Origin of the sequence: Marinomonas fungiae, from assembly GCF_001418205.1 — a bacterium.
Taxonomy (GTDB): Bacteria; Pseudomonadota; Gammaproteobacteria; order Pseudomonadales; family Marinomonadaceae; genus Marinomonas; species Marinomonas fungiae.
In genome coordinates, this window is sequence record NZ_LIQF01000007.1 from 140,666 (window position 1) to 158,990 (window position 18,325).

At 49.0% G+C, this 18,325-nt stretch carries 18 protein-coding genes; 13 read left to right on the top strand and 5 right to left on the bottom strand.

All coding sequences use genetic code 11. From position 1 onward, the window contains the following. The first annotated feature begins 104 nt into the window (after positions 1–104). On the top strand, positions 105–713 hold the full coding sequence (locus ASC49_RS12030) for a hypothetical protein (RefSeq protein WP_055463496.1): 609 nt from the start codon (positions 105–107) through the stop codon (positions 711–713). Between the two features lie 391 nt (positions 714–1,104). Next, a complete protein-coding gene (locus ASC49_RS12035; RefSeq protein WP_055463497.1) occupies positions 1,105–1,791 on the top strand; it encodes a hypothetical protein in 687 nt (228 codons plus the stop codon). A gap of 46 nt (positions 1,792–1,837) precedes the next feature. Here ASC49_RS12035 and ASC49_RS12040 read toward each other — a convergent pair whose 3' ends face one another. Further along, on the bottom strand, positions 1,838–2,179 hold the full coding sequence (locus tag ASC49_RS12040) for a helix-turn-helix transcriptional regulator (RefSeq protein ID WP_141656841.1): 342 nt from the start codon (positions 2,177–2,179) through the stop codon (positions 1,838–1,840). Positions 2,180–2,582: 403 nt separating this feature from the next. Between ASC49_RS12040 and ASC49_RS12045 the strand changes: the two genes are divergently transcribed. Continuing rightward, entirely contained in the window at positions 2,583–3,392 is an 810-nt protein-coding gene (locus ASC49_RS12045; protein WP_055463498.1) for an arylamine N-acetyltransferase family protein, read from the top strand. A gap of 77 nt (positions 3,393–3,469) precedes the next feature. Here the strand turns inward: ASC49_RS12045 and ASC49_RS12050 are convergent, their stop codons facing one another. The 3 genes from ASC49_RS12050 to ASC49_RS12060 form a co-directional block, all read right to left on the bottom strand. Further along, the gene (locus ASC49_RS12050; protein ID WP_055463499.1) at positions 3,470–4,075 is read right to left on the bottom strand and encodes a transposase; all 606 of its coding nucleotides are present in this window, start codon (positions 4,073–4,075) and stop codon (positions 3,470–3,472) included. A 750-nt stretch (positions 4,076–4,825) separates the two neighbouring features. Beyond that, positions 4,826–7,555 (bottom strand): DNA polymerase I, encoded by a 2,730-nt coding sequence (gene polA, locus ASC49_RS12055; RefSeq protein WP_082443833.1) that lies wholly within the window; start codon positions 7,553–7,555, stop codon positions 4,826–4,828. Between the two features lie 123 nt (positions 7,556–7,678). Continuing rightward, positions 7,679–8,755, bottom strand: coding sequence for a GGDEF domain-containing protein (locus ASC49_RS12060; protein WP_055463501.1), 1,077 nt, complete (start codon positions 8,753–8,755; stop codon positions 7,679–7,681). A gap of 238 nt (positions 8,756–8,993) precedes the next feature. Here ASC49_RS12060 and ASC49_RS12065 point away from each other — a divergent pair, with 238 nt between their 5' ends. From ASC49_RS12065 to znuB, 8 genes are all read left to right on the top strand, one after another. Beyond that, the gene (locus ASC49_RS12065; RefSeq protein WP_055463502.1) at positions 8,994–9,956 is read left to right on the top strand and encodes a homoserine kinase; all 963 of its coding nucleotides are present in this window, start codon (positions 8,994–8,996) and stop codon (positions 9,954–9,956) included. 3 nt (positions 9,957–9,959) lie between these two features. Then, positions 9,960–10,532, top strand: coding sequence for a DUF1007 family protein (locus tag ASC49_RS12070; RefSeq protein ID WP_055463503.1), 573 nt, complete (start codon positions 9,960–9,962; stop codon positions 10,530–10,532). 61 nt (positions 10,533–10,593) lie between these two features. Further along, on the top strand, positions 10,594–11,226 hold the full coding sequence (locus ASC49_RS12075; protein WP_055463504.1) for a LysE family translocator: 633 nt from the start codon (positions 10,594–10,596) through the stop codon (positions 11,224–11,226). A gap of 34 nt (positions 11,227–11,260) precedes the next feature. Then, positions 11,261–11,872, top strand: coding sequence for a MarC family protein (locus tag ASC49_RS12080; RefSeq protein WP_055463505.1), 612 nt, complete (start codon positions 11,261–11,263; stop codon positions 11,870–11,872). Between the two features lie 72 nt (positions 11,873–11,944). Beyond that, positions 11,945–12,907 (top strand): nickel/cobalt transporter, encoded by a 963-nt coding sequence (locus ASC49_RS12085; RefSeq protein ID WP_055463506.1) that lies wholly within the window; start codon positions 11,945–11,947, stop codon positions 12,905–12,907. Further along, complete coding sequence (locus ASC49_RS12090) at positions 12,907–13,404, top strand: Fur family transcriptional regulator (RefSeq protein WP_055463507.1); 498 nt, start codon at positions 12,907–12,909, stop codon at positions 13,402–13,404. Before ASC49_RS12085 ends, ASC49_RS12090 begins: the two co-directional genes overlap by 1 nt. After that, a complete protein-coding gene (gene znuC / locus ASC49_RS12095) occupies positions 13,401–14,183 on the top strand; it encodes a zinc ABC transporter ATP-binding protein ZnuC (protein WP_055463508.1) in 783 nt (260 codons plus the stop codon). Before ASC49_RS12090 ends, znuC begins: the two co-directional genes overlap by 4 nt. 18 nt (positions 14,184–14,201) lie before the next feature. Beyond that, positions 14,202–14,993 carry a zinc ABC transporter permease subunit ZnuB gene (znuB, locus tag ASC49_RS12100; protein ID WP_055463509.1) on the top strand — a complete coding sequence of 264 codons (792 nt, stop codon included), beginning with the start codon at positions 14,202–14,204 and terminating at the stop codon, positions 14,991–14,993. A gap of 82 nt (positions 14,994–15,075) precedes the next feature. Here the strand turns inward: znuB and ASC49_RS12105 are convergent, their stop codons facing one another. Beyond that, positions 15,076–15,978 (bottom strand): LysR family transcriptional regulator, encoded by a 903-nt coding sequence (locus ASC49_RS12105; RefSeq protein WP_055463510.1) that lies wholly within the window; start codon positions 15,976–15,978, stop codon positions 15,076–15,078. 115 nt (positions 15,979–16,093) lie between these two features. Here ASC49_RS12105 and ASC49_RS12110 point away from each other — a divergent pair, with 115 nt between their 5' ends. Further along, positions 16,094–17,512: a coniferyl aldehyde dehydrogenase gene (locus ASC49_RS12110; RefSeq protein WP_055463511.1), complete on the top strand. Its 1,419-nt coding sequence runs from the start codon at positions 16,094–16,096 to the stop codon at positions 17,510–17,512. Positions 17,513–17,547: 35 nt separating this feature from the next. Continuing rightward, a complete protein-coding gene (locus tag ASC49_RS12115; protein WP_055463512.1) occupies positions 17,548–18,225 on the top strand; it encodes a type 1 glutamine amidotransferase domain-containing protein in 678 nt (225 codons plus the stop codon). Positions 18,226–18,325: the final 100 nt, after the last annotated feature.

Consider the following 18,325-nt stretch of genomic DNA (forward strand, 5'->3'; position numbering starts at 1 on the left):
GGTTGCTTATTAATGTTCTTAACTTTCCTTATTAACTCGCTTATTATCGTCCGCAACACGTATTTTCGGACCATTGACGGTCTTTCAGTATCAAGGAGTATAAGATGCCTCGTGCCTTCCTTTTTAAAACAGCATTTACTGTAAGTGTTGTCACGTTTTTAACTGCCTGTTCCAGTGTGCAAAAGCAGGGTGTATTTAGCCAAGCCGAACTTGCTGAGCAAAATATCCACCCACAGTTTTCGCGAGCCCTAGAGCGTGAAGAATGGCTAGCGAACGAGTATCGCAAATACTTATCTACTAAGGGCAATAAAGCATTTGCCGTATATTGGGATGCTGTTGGATTTCCGTTGGCCTCAGGTTATGGTGATGACAAACTCACTATGACCATTGCTCGTAAAGAAGCTCTTCGACTTTGCCAAGCCTATAGCCGGTCACAGCAGGAAAGATGTGTGGTTGAGAGCGAAGAAGCCACTCATAGAGAGCCGCTAGATCCAGCAAGTTTTCCTGAAGAAGTCATTGCCTACCGTGACGTGGCTCATTGGCAACAGTATTTGTCTACGCCTGGCCATAAAGCGATCGTTGGTAATCCATCTGGCATAAAAAGCGGTTCCAAAGGGGAGTCACAAGCGGATGCGGAGCAGAAAGCTCTAGCGCAGTGTCAAGAAAAAGCCAGCGATATTAGCCTAGGTTGCTATATCATTGCCTCTGAATAGGGCGATATTCTTCTAAGTAACTTGATAGATAATTACATTGGTTCTCAATGGTTGTTGTGTAGGTGATGATCATTTTGGATCTTTTTATTGTTAGACAACCGCGCTTTATATGACGGTCTGCCTTTCGGATCGTTCAATGCAAAATGGTATTGAACGATCGAATCCAACAAGAGCTTTAGGCACTCGCGCTCAAGTGTCGCCACCAACCAAAATATCGGCATTATTTTTCTTATTTCCCCCATGATTTCGCTCGCTATTTTTGATCGTTTAGATTAAATATTGCCTTATATAGCCGCCTGTTTCTCTTCGCCTTGATCAAGGTTCAGTCGGCTAGTGGCGGCGTCCGCCGTCGATTCTTCATGCCATGATAGCGTTCAAATAGGAGTGCTAGATGCAGTCAAAATTTTCCGTTCAGATCGATTCATACCGTAAGACAAATAAGATTCAAGATGCTTGGTCAAGTGCAGATTTCAAAGCCATGCTGACGTTAATGGATTTTGATGATGCTGATTCGTTAGACGACTCTGAATTAAGAGAAATGTGTGTGATGTCTCTGGGAGACCTAGAGCCCGACGACGGGGCTATGATCGTGTTAACACACTTATTCCCTACGTTGAAGCGAGGGAAAATCGAGCATATGGCACATGACATGCTGCAAGATCGTTCTTGGGAAGAATACCCAGACTGTCTGTACCACGAACGTTTCTTTAATGCCTATGCAGTATTACGTGAGGCATACGGCAGTAAATTCGCCAAACCAACGGGTGTGGAAATGACCTTAACGGTCAGCGCCGCGCACGCGGAAGACTTAGCGATCTTTGATAAATCGCTAGCACCCTCTATGGTGCGATTGTTGGCCAGTGGTTTAGGGGATGATGCGCTGATGCACCGCTTGTACGAAGACCAAATCAAAGGCACGTCATTTCCAGAAGCGAGTGGGATTGTGTGGCAACTGAAACAGACCGCTGACAACGGCCTAAACCGTCAGTTTAGTTTGGTGGGTTCGCAATTCTGGTTGGCAAGCTTTGAACATACACAAAGCTTTGACGGCGTATCCCACGCGGATAGCGCGGGCTAGTACTTTGAAAACAGCAGGCAGCTTAATGATTAAGAGGTCTGCTTTTTTATAACTCATTAGGCGTTTTAACTTTCAAACTGCCACCGAGTGCCGCGCCAGCCATCATATGTTTTGCTACATGAGGGTGGATCGGCGTCAGTCCAGATTTAATGCCAAATGGCTTAAACACGGTATCAATCATCGACTGGGCTTGGTTGCCTTTGTCTTGCTCAATATCTGTGAGCGTACGACGACTGACTCCGACAAACTCCGCGTAGCGGGTTTGAGAAAATCCTAAGACCTCTTTGCGTAGCCTCTTAAGCATTTGCCCTTGGCTGATTTCACCTAGTAAATGCTGTTGTAGCAGTTGCACCAACAACGCTTGTCGTTCGGCAGGTATCATACTCATAGAAGCCCCCAGCGAGTCAGTTTAGTTTCCAGCCATTCGATTTGAATCACACTTAAAATGCATTCTGTGACGCCGCGTTCCGTTAATCTATCCCGTAGCCCCACAAGCTTTTGAGCGGTGCTTTATAGCCATATCGCGCCATTATTGATCGAATAGTGCTTGGATAGTAAGGGATTTCATAAGATACCTGAGTGAGCAGTATTTTGCTCATTTTAGACGACTAAAGTGATTTTTGAGAAATATATTGCGCAGTTGATGTGGGCTTGATAAGGATATTGAGGACAGATGGAAATAGAGCATGGATACAATTTTCACCTGCTCCGAATTGTTCACGCCCCCGATTCCAAATAACATAGCTAGAGACACGCAACGCCAGCACTTTGCCAATCAACAGGAATGAGACATGATTCACCTGCAAGACTACTTCGCCCGCATCAACTATCAGGGACCTACAACACCAGAGCTTTCCACTTTGAAAGCCATTCACGGGCTGCATCCGGCCCATATTCCCTTTGAGAATATTGATGTCCTACTTGACCGTGGCATTAGCCTAGAGCTCGATAATATCCAGCAAAAACTCATCGGCAACCAACGTGGTGGTTACTGTTTTGAGCACAATGCTCTGTTTATGGAGGTGCTCAAACAACTGGGGTTTGAAGTCGAATCGTTAATGGCGCGTAACGTTTGGCGACAACCCGATAACACGCCGCTTGGCCCAAGAACCCATCAGGTGCTAAGAGTTCGAATTGAAGGCGAATGGTGGCTAGCCGATGTGGGCTTTGGCGGTCTCGTTCTGACCGATCCATTGCGCATGGAAACCAGTGACGAGCAACAGGGGCAACACGAAGCGTTTCGAGTCCTGACACAAGATCACGGCTGGATGTTACAGGTGAACGTACAGGATCAATGGGAAAATCTATACGATATTGCTAGCCAACCTCAAGAGCCGATCGAGATGGAAGTCGCGAACTGGTTTACCTCCGCCAGCCCCAACTCCAAATTCCGCCATAACCTAATGATGGCACGGGCAACACCGGATACTCGCTATGCATTGCTGAACAACCGCCTAACAGTTCGCCCACGCAACGGCGCCCCAGAACAACGCGAATTAAATCCAGAGCAACTAGCCGACGCGTTACAGGAATGCTTCGGACTCAAGGTTGAAAACGAGTGGACGCCACTGCTGGAAAGGATTGTGGCCAAAGCGAACTGATGGAAGGGGTCAGATCCCTTTCATACAGAGGCTAAATGATAGTCTCAACCAAAGTCGGTGTATAAGGGATCTGACCCCTAAGCTAACGGCCTTCCTCTTTGCCAAGCATTACGAATGGTATTGATCTCTTGCGTGTTTTGCTTGTGTTCAAACATGGATAGGTAGTATTGATTCCGGCTTTCGATGTTTGAACCAAGTGCAGTAAAGATAGGATGCGGCGTAATAAAAGAAAGTGGCTTTAGGCCACTGTTATGTCGAAAGCTAGACCAACGATACTGGGCGGCTTGCTCTACCATACTGGCTCTTACGGGATTCAATTCGATATAACGCATCACCGCCAGAAAGTAGCGCTCTGATTGCACTAGATTGCTCTTGTATCGGCCTTCCCAGAGAGAACCGCTACGTCCATATTTATGATTAATAAAAGGAACGTAGCGGCGTCCGATATGCTGCATAAACTTGCCTACATTCTCAGGGTTCTGAGCAGTAAGTAGGATATGGATGTGATTAGTCATCAAGACAAACGCATGGATGGCAATATCATAAGTCTGAGCGGCTTCCTTCATCCAACCTGCATAGGCTTTGTAGTCTTCATCATCAAAGAAAACCGCCTCGTGTGACGCACCCCGTTGAACGATATGAACGGGCACATTCGGCAGAAATGTACGAGGTCTTCTTGGCATCTTTTCCTCCTTGAATAGAAACCAAAGTAATTTAGCGAAAAGGGGTCAGATCCCTTTCATATCAAGACTTGATGATAGTCTCAAACGAATTCGGTGTATAAGGGATCTGACCCCTTAGATCAAGTTATCACCGATTTACTAAGAAGAATCGGCAAACAAAATTTCTTATTTTCATGTTGCAATTACGCATTCAAGAGCTTTTGGGCATGCTCACGTAAGTGATCACTTCAGCGCCTGATAACGCGCAAAATCTTGATTTTTTCAAGCCTTGATTTTCAACAATATGAGCACTATTGTTCGAGCCTTAGTCAATTGATTTGACTAATAAAAAAGCTCCTATCACTGGGAGTGATAGGAGCTTCTCTTTTGAGAAAGGCTGATTTATTAATCAGAGCACTTACTCGATGTGGTAGTCGTACTTTAGTGTTCTGAGTTCAATTCTTCAAGCCAATCTCTTATGAAATTTTTTAATTAAGAGGAGGGCATGGCATGAACAGATTACTGTACAAAGCCATTTTTATCTCCGTTTTGACTGTAGTTTTGCCTTCGGGACAAGCTCTAGTTAATTCGGTAGATGTCAGCATTACTATCTATTAAGTACTAAAAAGGAGACCTTCGAGTCTCCTTTTCTTTTGTCTGAAATCCCAACAGTAAAGGGGGCAGATCCCTTTCACGTAACGGTTAAGGTTAGTCTCAACCAAATTCAGTGTATAAGGGATCTGACCCCTGAGAGTACGTCAGTAACGAGGCCTAGTGCGCCTCGTCCCAATTATTCCCAACCCCTGCCTCAACCAGCAATGGCACATCAATCTGACTACTATTCTGCATGATCTCGACAATTTTCGCTTGCGCGGCATCAAGGTCTTTCTCGGCCACTTCGAAGATGAGTTCATCGTGTACTTGCATGATCATTTTCACGTCGAGGTCGGTTTCAGCGAGCCATTGGTGCATGTTGATCATGGCGCGTTTGATGATGTCGGCGGCGGAGCCTTGCATCGGAGCATTGATCGCGGTTCGTTCGGCGGCTTGGCGCATCATGGCGTTTTTCGCTTTGATCTCGGGGAGGTATAAGCGACGACCAAAGATGGTTTCCACGTAGCCTTTTTCTTTGGCGCTTTCGCGGGTGTTGTCCATGTAGGTGCGTACGCCCGGGTAGCGTTCAAAGTAGCGCTGTACGTATTGCTGTGCTTCTGGGCGGCCAATGCCAAGTTGTTTCGCCAGACCAAAGGCGGACATGCCGTAGATCAGGCCGAAGTTGATGGCTTTGGCGCGGCGGCGTTGTTCTGTGGTGACTTCATCTACAGTGGTGTCGAAGACTTCTGCTGCGGTGGCTTTATGTACATCCACATCGTGGGCGAAGGCATCTAAAAGCCCCTTATCTTGTGATAGATGCGCCATGATGCGCAGCTCGATTTGCGAGTAGTCGGCGGCGATCAGCTTGTAGCCTTCTGGAGCGATAAACGCTTGGCGAATGCGACGACCTTCGGTGGTACGAATCGGAATATTTTGCAAGTTCGGATCGGTCGAAGACAAACGTCCTGTTGCGGTAATCGCTTGATGGTAAGACGTGTGGATACGGCCGGTCTTTTGCAGCATTTCTGGCAGCTTGTCGGTGTAGGTCGACTTGAGCTTGGCTAGGCTGCGGTGTTCCATGATCAAGCGTGGTAGTTCGTATTGCTCCGCCAGTTCTTGCAGGATCGGCTCGGCGGTTGAAGGTTGGCCTTTAGGCGTCTTCTTAATAACAGGTAAACCTTGCTTCTCAAACAGGATTTCTTGCAGCTGTTTGGGTGAGCTTAGGTTAAAGGCTTGACCCGCTTCTTCATGGGCTTTGATCTCGATCTCCTGCAATTTAGCGGCGATCTCAGTGCTTTGTGCGTGCAATAGGTCAGGATCGATCAAGGCACCGGTTTGTTCCATTCTTGCTAGTACGGGCACCAATGGCAGTTCGATGTCGGTTAGAACCTTAACTAGGTCGCCTTCTTTTTCCAGCTTGGGCATGATGGCCTGGTGTAGACGCAAGGTAATGTCGGCGTCTTCGGCAGCGTAAAACGCCGCTTGCTCAAGGTCGATCTGGTTAAAGGTCTTTTGCTTCGCGCCTTTGCCAGCGATTTCCTCAAAGCTCACGGTCGTATGGCCTAGGAATTTTGACGCTAGGCTGTCCATATCGTGGCGTGTTGCCGTGGAGTTTAATACGTAGGATTCCAGCATGGTGTCGTAAGCGATACCACGCAGGGTGATGCCGTAGTTGTTCAATACGTTGGCGTCATATTTAAGGTGCTGACCGACTTTCTTCTGGTTGTCGTCTTCAAGCCAAGGTTTTAGCTGCTCCAGTACCCAGTCTCGATCAAGCTGCTCTGGTGCACCTTCGTAATCGTGCGCCACCGGAATGTAAGCGGCTTTGCCGACTTCGACACAGACACTTACACCAACCAATTCTGCGGCCATGTAGTTAAGAGACGTAGTTTCGGTATCGAACGCCACTAAATCGGCGTCTTGGATTTTCTTTAACCATGCATTGAAGCTGTCTTGATCCAAGACCGTGTCGTATTCCACGTCGATGTTGGCCGCTTGCACTGGCTCATCTGCATTGTCGACCGTGTCGTCGGCTTTGCCGTGGGCAGGCGCTTTGTCGATATCACGCAACCAGGTTTTGAATTCCAGCTTGGTGAACCACTCACGTAGAGCTTCTTTATTGATTTCTTCGTTTTTCAATGTGTGCGGATCAAATGGTAGCGCCACATCGCATTTAATGGTGGCTAGCTTATAGCTTAGCTCAGCCATTTCGCGGTGTTCTTCCATTTTCTTAGCCATGGTTTTCGAGCCACGGAAACCAAGATCGGCGATGTCATCCAAACGTGCGTAGATTTCTTCTAGGCTACCGATGCCTTGCAGCATGGCGAGAGCCGTTTTCTCGCCCACACCCGGTACGCCCGGGATGTTATCGACCTTGTCGCCCATCAGAGCTAGGAAGTCGATGATTAGCTCTGGTGGAATGCCGAACTTATCTTTTACGCCTTGGATGTCCATCACGGTGTCGGTCATCGTATTGACGAGAGTGACTTTGTCGGTCACCAGTTGCGCCATGTCTTTATCGCCAGTGGAGACGATTACTTCACGGCCTTCACCGCCGATCTGTTTGGCAATGGTGCCGATCACGTCGTCCGCTTCCACGCCTTCGATCACCACTAATGGTAAGCCCATGGCTTCGATCATGCGGTGAATCGGCTCGATCTGCAGACGCAGATCGTCCGGCATAGAAGGGCGGTTAGCCTTGTACTCGGTGTACATCTCGTCGCGGAAGGTTTTGCCTTTGGCGTCGAAGATCACCACGATCGGTGAGTCAGGGTAACGGCCGATTAAGCTACGGATCATGCTGATCACACCTCGCGCCGCGTTGGTCGGTTGACCGTCGCTGGTGGTGAGCGGTGGGATCGCGTGAAAAGCACGGTATAGGTAAGACGAGCCGTCAACCAAAACCATAGGGGAAGTGCTTGTTGATGTGTCCGTAGCCAAAATAAAACCTCTGTTATAAAACGCCATAATTGATGCCTATTCTAGGGCGTTCGGCAGAAATTTACAGTGCTCTTTTGGGATGACTAAGGTTTATTGCTGGTGTGTTCCCGCGTGGGGCTGCGTCACCACTTGGTTACGGCCTTGTCGTTTGGCGATATACAGACAAGCGTCGGCGCTGCGGATAATGGTGTCGATATCATTGGATTGAATATTGGTTGCGACGCCAAGGCTGCATGTAAGTTGACCGACTAGGGGAAATGGATGGTCACGAATGGTTCGCCAACAGGTATCGGCAACCTGCTTTGCTTGTTCCGCTGCCAAACCATTCATCAGTACTACGAATTCATCGCCACCCCAGCGAGCAAGGCAACTTTGTTTTGGTAGGCTGCTTTCCAACAGCTTAGCCGCTTGCTTAAGAACCGCATCGCCTGTCTCGTGTCCATGGCTGTCGTTGATTTGTTTGAAATGATCTAGGTCGATGATGATGCTACTGATATTGGGCTGCGCCCCCGCATTCGACGAAAGCCAGTAGATCAGACCGCGGCGATTGCAGATGTCGGTTAACTCATCGTAGTCGGCCTGTCGACGTGAGTTACGTAAGCGTTCTTCTGCTCGCGTAAAATGCAACATAATGTCTCGTTGATAAGACAGAACGATAAAAAGCAAAGCTCCGCCAGGACCAAAAAAGACCATCATTTCTCTACCTCGAGCGGTACTTAGTTCACTTGGCTGGCTGATCAAGTACAACAATATGGGTACACAAATAGCCCCCCACAATAGCATCGTATGGCGCAGCCAAGAATGGGGAACCATGGCGGTAAGGATTGATATCGCGATCAAAATGACGCCGCTGATTGGTGGGAACACCTCTACTAGCACCCAGTTATGTATAACGGAGCCAATAGTGTAGTACCAAGCGGGTGTCACGAAAGAGTAGGCTGTTATGAAAAATAAGTATTTGATGGACTGGGTGTGTCTGCCCCTTGGATCGTGGTGAAAATAGAGCAATAAGCCTGCAAGCAATACGCTGCTAGATATTGGTACTACAAAATCAATGAAATGATCGGTATTAATAGCTAGGTAGGAAATGCCAACAATGGCTCCAAATACGCAGTAAAAGCACAGTGCGATGTATGTTGCTCTTATAGAGAATAAGGATTGTTGCATAGCTATGTTCCTGCAGCATGTCGTCGTGTGAAGAGTATTCCGAAGCTCTCTAGAGAATGTTAGTAGTACAGTGGCAATTTTTATACAGGTGTTGTGTATAAAGATGTAGTGTGGATGTGCTAAATCGCGCCGCGCAAACGAGGTTTTGGCGATAACCAATTGACCTTTTTGCTCTGATTGTGGAGCATTAGCGGCTAAATGCGATATTGCGCGAATTTAATACAATTAGGTACAGATTTTGGCTGTTTACACTTCTCTCTCGGACTCTGACATGCGCGGCCTTGTGGCCGATTACAACTTAGGTGAATTAGTGTCTTTTCAAGGCATTTCTGGTGGCGTTGAAAACACCAACTATTTTCTCACCACCACCACGGGTAAGTACGTACTGACCCTGTTTGAAGAGTTTGAGTTTGACGAGGTGCCATACTTTTTGGATGTGGTATCGCATTTACAGGCCAAGGGCTTTAATGTGCCAGCAGCGTTGGTGGATGCCGAAGGCGAGCGCCTTCGCGTAGTGCAAAACCGTCCAGCGATTATCGTGGATTGTTTCCCCGGCGGCCTGCTAGAAGAAACCACAGTGGAATCCTGCCGTTTGATGGGCTCGGTGTTGGCGCAGCTGCACACTGCTGGTATGGATTTTCCTGATCATCGTCCAAGCCACCGTGGTATCGACTGGTGGCGTGCAACGTCGAAAAGCATTGCGTCTGAGCTGGAAAGCCATCAAGCGCATCTGTTGCTTGAGCAAGTGTCTGAATTTGATCAGTTTATTGAGCAATACGATGATCAATTGGCGAAAGGCACGGTACACGGCGATCTATTTTTCAACAACACCTTGTTTGAAGGCGAAGAGCTATCGGCGATTATCGACTTCTACAATGCGTGTCACTCTTGGTTGATGTACGACCTAGCGATCGTAGTGAATGACTGGTGTTCTGACATGAGCACTGGCGAGTTAGATATGGATAAATACCATGCCATGGTTAATGCCTACATTCACGAGCGTCAGCCCAGTGCTGCTGAAATCATGTCTTGGCCACATATGCTGAAAATCGCTGCGTTGCGTTTCTGGTTGTCACGTCTAGAAGCATGGCACGGCGCCAAAGACGATCCTGAGCGTTTGGCACAGCAGCATGATCCAATGGAATTTCAACGTATTTTGGAATCTCGCGTACGTCACGCGCCGAGCCTAACGGAAAACTAAGCTATGCAGCGCTGGCGTCAGTGGTGTGCGGCAATAGTATTGTGGCTGGGAGCAGGGCAGGCGTTAGCGCATCCGCATATTTGGATCGACTCTTATTATCAGGTCAACGTTTCCTCACCTAAGATCCGTACTTTAGAGGCCTATTGGCAGTTCGATGTGTTTTCCAGTGTCGATATGCTGATGGAGTTCGATAAAAACGCCGATGGGCAATTGCTCGGCGCAGAGAAAGTCGATGCGGCTCAGGCCATGAATAACTTGGCGCAATACGGATACTTCTTAAAAATCCAAGTGGCTGGCCGCGAGCTAACACCCGCCCGCGTAGATGTGTTGGATGTGGGGGTGGTGGATCAAGCCATGACCGTGCGTTTGGGCATTACTCTTGATGAATCCGTGAACCTGCAACAAAACACACTGCGTCTAGGTTTTGGCGATGTGGAAAATTACTTTGCTATGGTGATCCCGGATGCTGGACTGATTAAACTGACTGGTATGCTGGCGGAGACTTGTACCCCGACGGAAGCCGACGCAGAAGAGATTTATATGGAAGGTTGGGTTGATCTGAGCTGCGATGCCTGATTTCCACTTTTCACCCTCAACTGACGATTATGTGATTCCAACCTTACCTTAGAGGCATCTTATGTTAGAGCATTTTCAGTGGTTACCTTTTTTGTTGGCGATTACCGTTCTAACCATGAGTCCAGGCGTGGATACCTTGTTGGTGTTGCGCAGCTCTGCCGTGGCAGGTTGGCGGGTTGGTTTTGTCTGTAGTCTAGGCATTTGCTTGGGCTTATTTGCCCATGCGACGGTTTCTGCATTGGGCTTGTCGGTGATTCTGCTCGGCTCAGCGACCTTATTTACCGCCTTCAAAATCGCTGGTGCTTTGTATCTGGTTTACCTAGGTATTCAAGCCTTACGCAGTGCATGGCACCCTAAAGGTTTAACCCTGAACTTGCCAGAAGGTCGTCAAATGACAGCGAAAACGGCGTTTCGTCAGGGCATTTTATCGAATATTTTAAACCCAAAAACCATCGTGTTTTACATGGCGTTTTTGCCGCAATTTATTAACCCTGAATACTCGGCAATCGCGCAATCTCTGTTTATGGCTGCCCTTCACTTTATCATAGCGATGGCGTGGCAAACGTTTCTTGCGGTGGTGGTTCACCGAGCAAGGGTATGGCTGGCGCGACCAAAAGTGGCGCAAGTCTTGGATAGCCTAACGGGCGTATTGCTAGTGGGCTTTGGCATTAAATTGGCACTGACTCAGCGCTGATCGCGTGAAGGTGTCGTTATGGGTATGACCTATCATGAGTTTATTGATTTCCACCTGGATTAAGTTCTTCTTTCTATTTGCGCCGTTTTTCGTGTTGTCGATGTTCTTGGCGTTGACCCGTGGCGAAACCCCTGCCGCCCGTCGTCATGTGGCGAATAAGTCGATCGTTGCGGCATTGGCGATTGCCTTAGTGCTGATGTTTTTTGGCGGTGCCTTGTTTGAAGTACTGGGCATTACGCTGGATTCGTTCCGTATCGGTGCGGGTATCTTGTTGTTTATGTCTGCCATTAGCTTGGTTAAAGACGGTACTCGAAACCATGCGACGGGGATGCCAAATGAAGAGCGTGATGATATTTCTGTAGTGCCATTAGCGGTACCGACCATTATTGGCCCGGCCACCATAGGTACGATTCTAGTATACGGTGCTGAGTTTCAAGGTTGGGAGTTCGTGGTCAGCGTTATGGGCTTGGTCGGTGCCTTGCTGACGCTAGCGGTATTGCTCTATTCCAGCTCGTTAATTGAGAAGCTTTTGGGACGTACCGGTCTGAATATCCTATCTAAGATTACTGGCCTGATTTTGGCGGCCATGGCAGCACAGATCTTTATGGGCGGTGTGATGGGCTTTTTGGCACCTATTGCAAGCTAGCCCGACCCTATCTACTTTTGAATGTTTGTTATAATATAACAATGTTTGTGTTGGGTTAAGCTGGAGCCAAGTGTGCGCATTGCAAAGTGGTTAGGTGTTCTAGGGTTATTGCTGTCCAGCTGTGCTTGGGCCGCAGATCAAACCATGATCTTTGAAATTAGCCGCTGGGTGATGGAGCAGCAACGGGATTTTCACCGTGAGCTGGCGCGCTTGGTTCAGATGCTCGCCAAACAAGAAAATCCTGCGCTGTTGGGCAGTTTGTTGGTGGCGAGTTTTCTTTATGGTGTGTTTCACGACGCAGGCCCTGGTCATGGCAAAGCCGTGATCGGTTCCTATTTATTAGCCACCAAAGCGCCCTTACGTAAAGGCATTCAACTGTCATTTTTATCAGCATTGGCGCAGGGTGTGGTAGCGATTGCTTTGGTGTGGGTGCTGGCGCAAATCTTAGATTTGGCTGGTGCCATCACCGAAACCACGCAAATTCTGGAGCTGGCGTCCTATGGTGCGATTGGTCTGATTGGCGTGTGGATGCTGTGGCGCATTGCGCGTGGCAAATCGAGCTGTGGTCATGATCATAGCCAAGATCACCTGCATCACCATGAACATGATCACCACCACGATTGCGCTCATCATCAAGGGTGCCATCATGACCACTCACATGATGAGTCGGTCAAGGCATTGGATTTGCCAAACAATGAGATTCAAACCGCCAAGCGCAGCACCCTAGCCATGGTATCTGCGATTGGTATTCGTCCCTGTACGGGGGCGGTGCTGGTGTTGCTGTTTGCCACCAGTACCGGAATATTTCAATGGGGAGTGCTGGCGACATTAGTGATGTCGCTAGGCACGGGCATCACCGTATCGGCCTTGGCACTGTTGAGTGTCCTCGTGCGTGACGGTAGTTTTGCCTTAAGCCCCAGTGCATGGCGTCGCCGCGTTACCCAAGTGTTGGGAGTGATCGCAGCGTGCGCCTTAATTTTTATCAGTGTCACCATGATTTACAGTGACCTACAGGTAGCAGGGCGGGCATTCTAATGACCGAACATCATCATTCTCACGAACACGCGCATAACCATGACGTGTGTATTGAGCAAGCGCTAGAAACTGCGGAGACCGTGTGTTCTGAGCAGGGTCAACGATTGACGAAGATTCGCCGTCGTGCCCTAGAGCTTATCTGGCAAAGTCATCGTCCATTGGGGGCGTATCAATTGCTAGCTAAGCTGGCTGAAGAAGGCTTTAACTCAGCGCCACCAACGGTTTATCGTGCTTTGGACTTCTTAATATCGGCGGGCTTGATTCACAAGGTAGAGTCTATGAACGCCTACCTAGGCTGTGCCCACGCGGACAAACCGCACAAGGGCTACTTTCTGATCTGTGATGAATGTCAGAATGTCATGGAATTTGATTACCAAGACATCCATCAGTCCTTGATCAAAAAAGCACAAGAGCAAGGTTTTGAGCTGCGCGCTGAAACTATCGAGTTGACGGGACTGTGTGCCGACTGTCGAGCTCAGGAAACGCCAGCATCATGAGCACCCGATTAGCAGAACTGCAAGAGATTGGCATTCGCTTTGGCGACCGACAGTTGTTGAGCAATATCAACATCACCCTACACCAAGGGGAGATCGTCACTTTGATTGGCCCCAATGGCAGTGGTAAAAGCACTCTGATTCGTACCTTGTTGGGACTTCAGGAACCGACTTCTGGAAAGGTGATTCGGCACAATACGCTGCGCATTGGCTATATGCCGCAGAAGCTACACATCGATCCAACCTTGCCATTGACGGTCAAGCATTTCTTGGGTCTGGTGCGTGGGGTAAATAAAAAAGACATTCGACCTACTCTGAACAAGGTTGGCATTCCACACTTGGAAAACTCCCAAGTGCATGTCTTGTCCGGTGGTGAAACACAGCGTTTGTTATTGGCGCGCGCATTATTAAACCGTCCGACTTTGTTGGTTCTTGATGAGCCTGTGCAAGGTGTCGATGTCAGTGGTCAGGTGGAGATTTACAATCTCATCAATACCATTCGCCAAGAGCTTAACTGTGGTGTGTTTATGATTTCCCACGATTTGCACTTGGTCATGGCGCAGACCGATACCGTGGTCTGTATCAATCAGCATGTATGCTGCTCGGGTTCTCCGCAACATGTGAAAGGCCATCCTGCCTACAAAGCATTGTTTGGTATTCCTGGGGCGGATGAGTCCTTGGCGATTTACTCGCACCAACACGATCATGTCCACGATGACAGCGGTGAAGTGGTGGAAGAAGGCCATGTGCACGGCCCGAACTGCAATCATCACGCTCATTAACTCGGAGAAAGTAAAACCATGTTAGAACTGTTGATGCGCGCGCTGATCGGCGGCCTTGGGGTCGCGGCAGTGGCTGGCCCTTTGGGGGCGTTCGTGGTGTGGCGGCGTATGGCTTACTTTGGCGATACCTTAGCGCACTCGGCATTGTTGGGTGTGGCGCTGGGTTTCTTGCTTGATATCAATTTGAACTTTGCCATTGTGGTGTTGTGTGTCGGTTTGGCATTGGTGTTGGTGGCGTTGCAGAAAAAGCAGATCATCGCCACAGATACTTTGCTGGGCATTTTAGCGCACTCGGCGTTGTCCCTTGGTCTCGTGGCGGTGAGCTTTTTGGACAATATCCGCATTGACCTGATGGCCTATTTGTTCGGTGATTTGCTTGCCATTAGCCAAACCGATCTGTATTGGATTTATGGTGGTGGCGTTGTGGTGATGACCTTGCTGGTGACCTTCTGGCGTCCGTTGCTGGCACTGACTGTGAATGAAGAATTAGCCAAGGTCGAAGGTTATCCGGTGGAAGCGATTCGTCTATTACTGATGTTGTTGGTGGCGGTGGTGATTGCTGTGGCGATGAAGATCGTCGGTGTGTTGCTGATTACCTCTTTGATGATCATTCCTGCGGCGACCTCACGTAAGCTGTCGCAGACGCCAGTACAGATGGCAACTTTTGCCGGTGTGCTTGGCTGCTTGTCCGTCTGTGGTGGTCTGTGGGCCTCTTATCATTGGGATACGCCGACTGGCCCAAGTGTGGTGGTGTGTGCCGCATTGCTGTTCTTGATTGCTTACAGCTTGCCCCTTAGACGTATTCAATAACGGCTTCAAATTTGTTAAAGGCCACGTTGGGAATCCCGCGTGGCCTTTTTTGTACCGTCGTCATGATCTCAAAGGTGGTGGCTTATAAGGGCGGGTTTTCTGATTCGCGCAGCATGGTCAGTAAGGTTTGTCTTGCGTGGGCAACACGTACTTTACGCAAGGCACTGGGTAGCCAAATTAAGAAATATTGGATCTCCCGTGTTCCGATCGGAGAAGGGATTTCCATGAGCTGTCCATTGCTGATGTGTTCTTGGCATAGAAACTCGGGCATCACTGACCAGCCAAAGCCTTGTGTGAGCAGCTTACGCTGGGCTCGTAAATCTTGGCCGACTACTGCCGGTACGATGCCCTCAACGCTGATGCGGTTTTTCTGCAGCCATGGTTCCACCAAAGACAACTCCAAGTTGTATGCCAGTAAGGGTTCTTCACGTATCGCGGTGGCAAAGTCTGGCGCTGAGGTTAATCGTGCAACGACCTGTGGTGAAGCAACTGGTAACACTCGACTGGTATAAATCCGCTCACTCTTAAGACGGCTGTCGGTCACTGGGTGGGCTGAGACCCCCAAGTCACAATGCCCCTCAAGCAGCATGCTGGCGACCATATTGCCGTTACCGGTATGCATCCGAACTTTTATGCCCGACTGGAGTAGTGGTAATAAGCGCTCACTGAGAATCTCGGCCATAAAGTCCGCATGGCCGACGATTTGCAGAACACCTGTTATGTCCATGGAGCGGGCACGCGCGGCGGCTAGAGCGGCTTCTACCGCATCCAGTTTATCGCCAATGTCCAGCGCTAATTCTTCGGCGGCGGAGGTGGGGATAACCCCTGTCGGTGAACGCTCAAACAAGGGGCGTCCTACTGCCACCTCCAAACCGGCGATGTGTTGCGACACGGCAGGCTGGGTCAGGTTCAGAGAGCGGGCGGCGGCACTGATCGAACGCTGACGATACACTTCCATAAACGTTCGCATTCTTGGTAACGACATACAGCCCCCATAAATTTATTTATGCCTCATGCAAAATAGCATTGTTACCCCTGACATCGCAATCACACCTACTATGTTGGTAACGAAAACAAACCACCCAGAGAAAGGAGAATGTATGTCCAGCAGTACGATTCAGCAGGATCTAATGACGCTTCTAAATGGCATGAAGCAGCAGCAATTGGCGGCGGCTCCTGTCTCTTCAAAGGTGCGTAAAGACCGCCTCCAGCGCAGCTTAAAATTGATCCGCGAAAACCATAAAGCATTGGCTCAAGCGATGAATGAAGACTTTGGTCAGCGCAGCTTATATCAATCCAATGTTGCGGACATGGTGACCACGTGCAAGATGCTACAGCATGCCATCGATAACCTAGACGGTTGGATGCAAGCGGAGCAAACGACTGCCCCCGACCCAGAAATGCGCACCGAGATTCAATATCAGCCTTTGGGGGTGATCGGAGTGATCAGCCCATGGAACTTCCCCATTAACCTAGCGTTTGGTCCTTTGGCCGGTATCTTTGCGGCGGGTAACACGGCCATGCTGAAACCGTCTGAATTAACGCCGAAAACCTCTGAGTTGTTGGCTGAGCTTGTTGGCCGTTATTTCAGCCCTAGTGAATTAACCGTTGTGCTTGGCGATGCGGATGTGGGCCAGGCTTTTAGCAGCCTACCCTTTGATCATCTAGTATTCACGGGCAGTACTGCGGTCGGCAGACATGTCATGCGTGCCGCGGCAGAAAACCTAGTGCCTGTTACATTAGAGCTGGGAGGTAAGTCTCCTGTGATGGTGGCGAAACATGCAGACCTTAGCAAAGCGGTAGAACGTACGTGGACCATTAAAACTTTTAATGCAGGCCAAATTTGTTTGTCACCTGATTACGTGCTGTTGCCAGAAGAGCAGCGCCATGCCTTCAAAAAGCAGTCGATCGAGTTTTTGGCAGCTACTTTCCCTAGCATCCAAATTAACCCTGATTACACTGCTATTATTAACGAGCGTCATTATCAGCGTTTGCTGAGCTTACTCGAAGATGCTCGTCAGAAAGGGGCGGAAATTGTCAATCTGGGGCCTTCGGGTGAGCCTGCCTACGATGGCAATAGCCGCAAAATTGCACCGCACTTGGTGCTGGGGGCGAACGATGAAATGGCCATCATGCAAGAAGAAATTTTTGGTCCTTTACTTCCGGTGCGCTTTTATCAAGAGGAAGCTGAGGCCGTGCATTACATTAATGCACATCCAAGACCTTTGGCCGCGTATTACTTTGGTGAAGACGCTGATGCACAACAGCAATTTGCTCAGCAGACGACCTCTGGCGCTTTAGTGATCAACGATGTGATGACCCATGTGTCCATTGATGAATTGCCATTTGGTGGGGTGGGCGCTTCCGGTATGGGGGCATACCACGGCATTCATGGTTTCCGTCAGTTCTCACACGCTAAACCTGTGGTGGTGCAAAGCGAAGCGGGTGTTTCAAACTTACGCTTACGTGCTCCTTATGATGACAAGTTAGCGGCAATCGACGCTTTTTTTAACAACTAATAACAGCAAATATTGAATTGGACGAGAGGTTATTTATGAAGATTTTAATGGTACTGACGTCACACGACACGCTTGGTAATACGGGTGAAAAAACCGGTTTTTGGCTAGAGGAATTTGCCGCGCCTTATTACACTTTCTTAGATGCTGGCGCGGAGCTGGTTTTAGCGTCTCCTTTAGGTGGGCAGCCGCCACTAGATCCAAAGAGTGATTTGCCTGATTTTCAAACATCGGCCACTGAGCGTTTTAAGCAAGACGATCACGCCCAGCAAGCCTTAGCCAATACGGTTAAGCTGGCTGAGGTGTCGCCTGCTGATTTTGATGCGGTCTTCTACCCTGGAGGGCATGGCCCACTTTGGGATTTGGCAGAGTCGGACGTGTCGATTGCATTGATTGAAGGATTTGTGCAGGCCGGCAAACCAATCAGCTTTGTTTGTCATGCGCCGGGCGTATTGCGCCATGTGAAAGCCGAAAATGGTGAGCCTTTAATTAAAAACCGCAAAGTAACTGGCTTTACTAACGGTGAAGAAGCGGGAGTACAGTTGACGGAAGTGGTGCCTTTCTTGATTGAAGATGAGTTCCAGCGTTTAGGTGGACTCTATGAAAAAGGCCCTGATTGGCAGACCTTTGTGGTCGAAGATGGCCGTTTAATCACAGGTCAAAACCCTGCGAGCTCTGAAGCGGTGGCAGAAGCCCTGCTAAAACAATTGTCATAACGCTAAGGCGTGAAAAATGCTCGCATGCGTTTTTATGGTAAAGACGCATGCGAGTGATGCTTAGTGACCGGCTTTCTATCTTGAAATCGCGCACAATGCG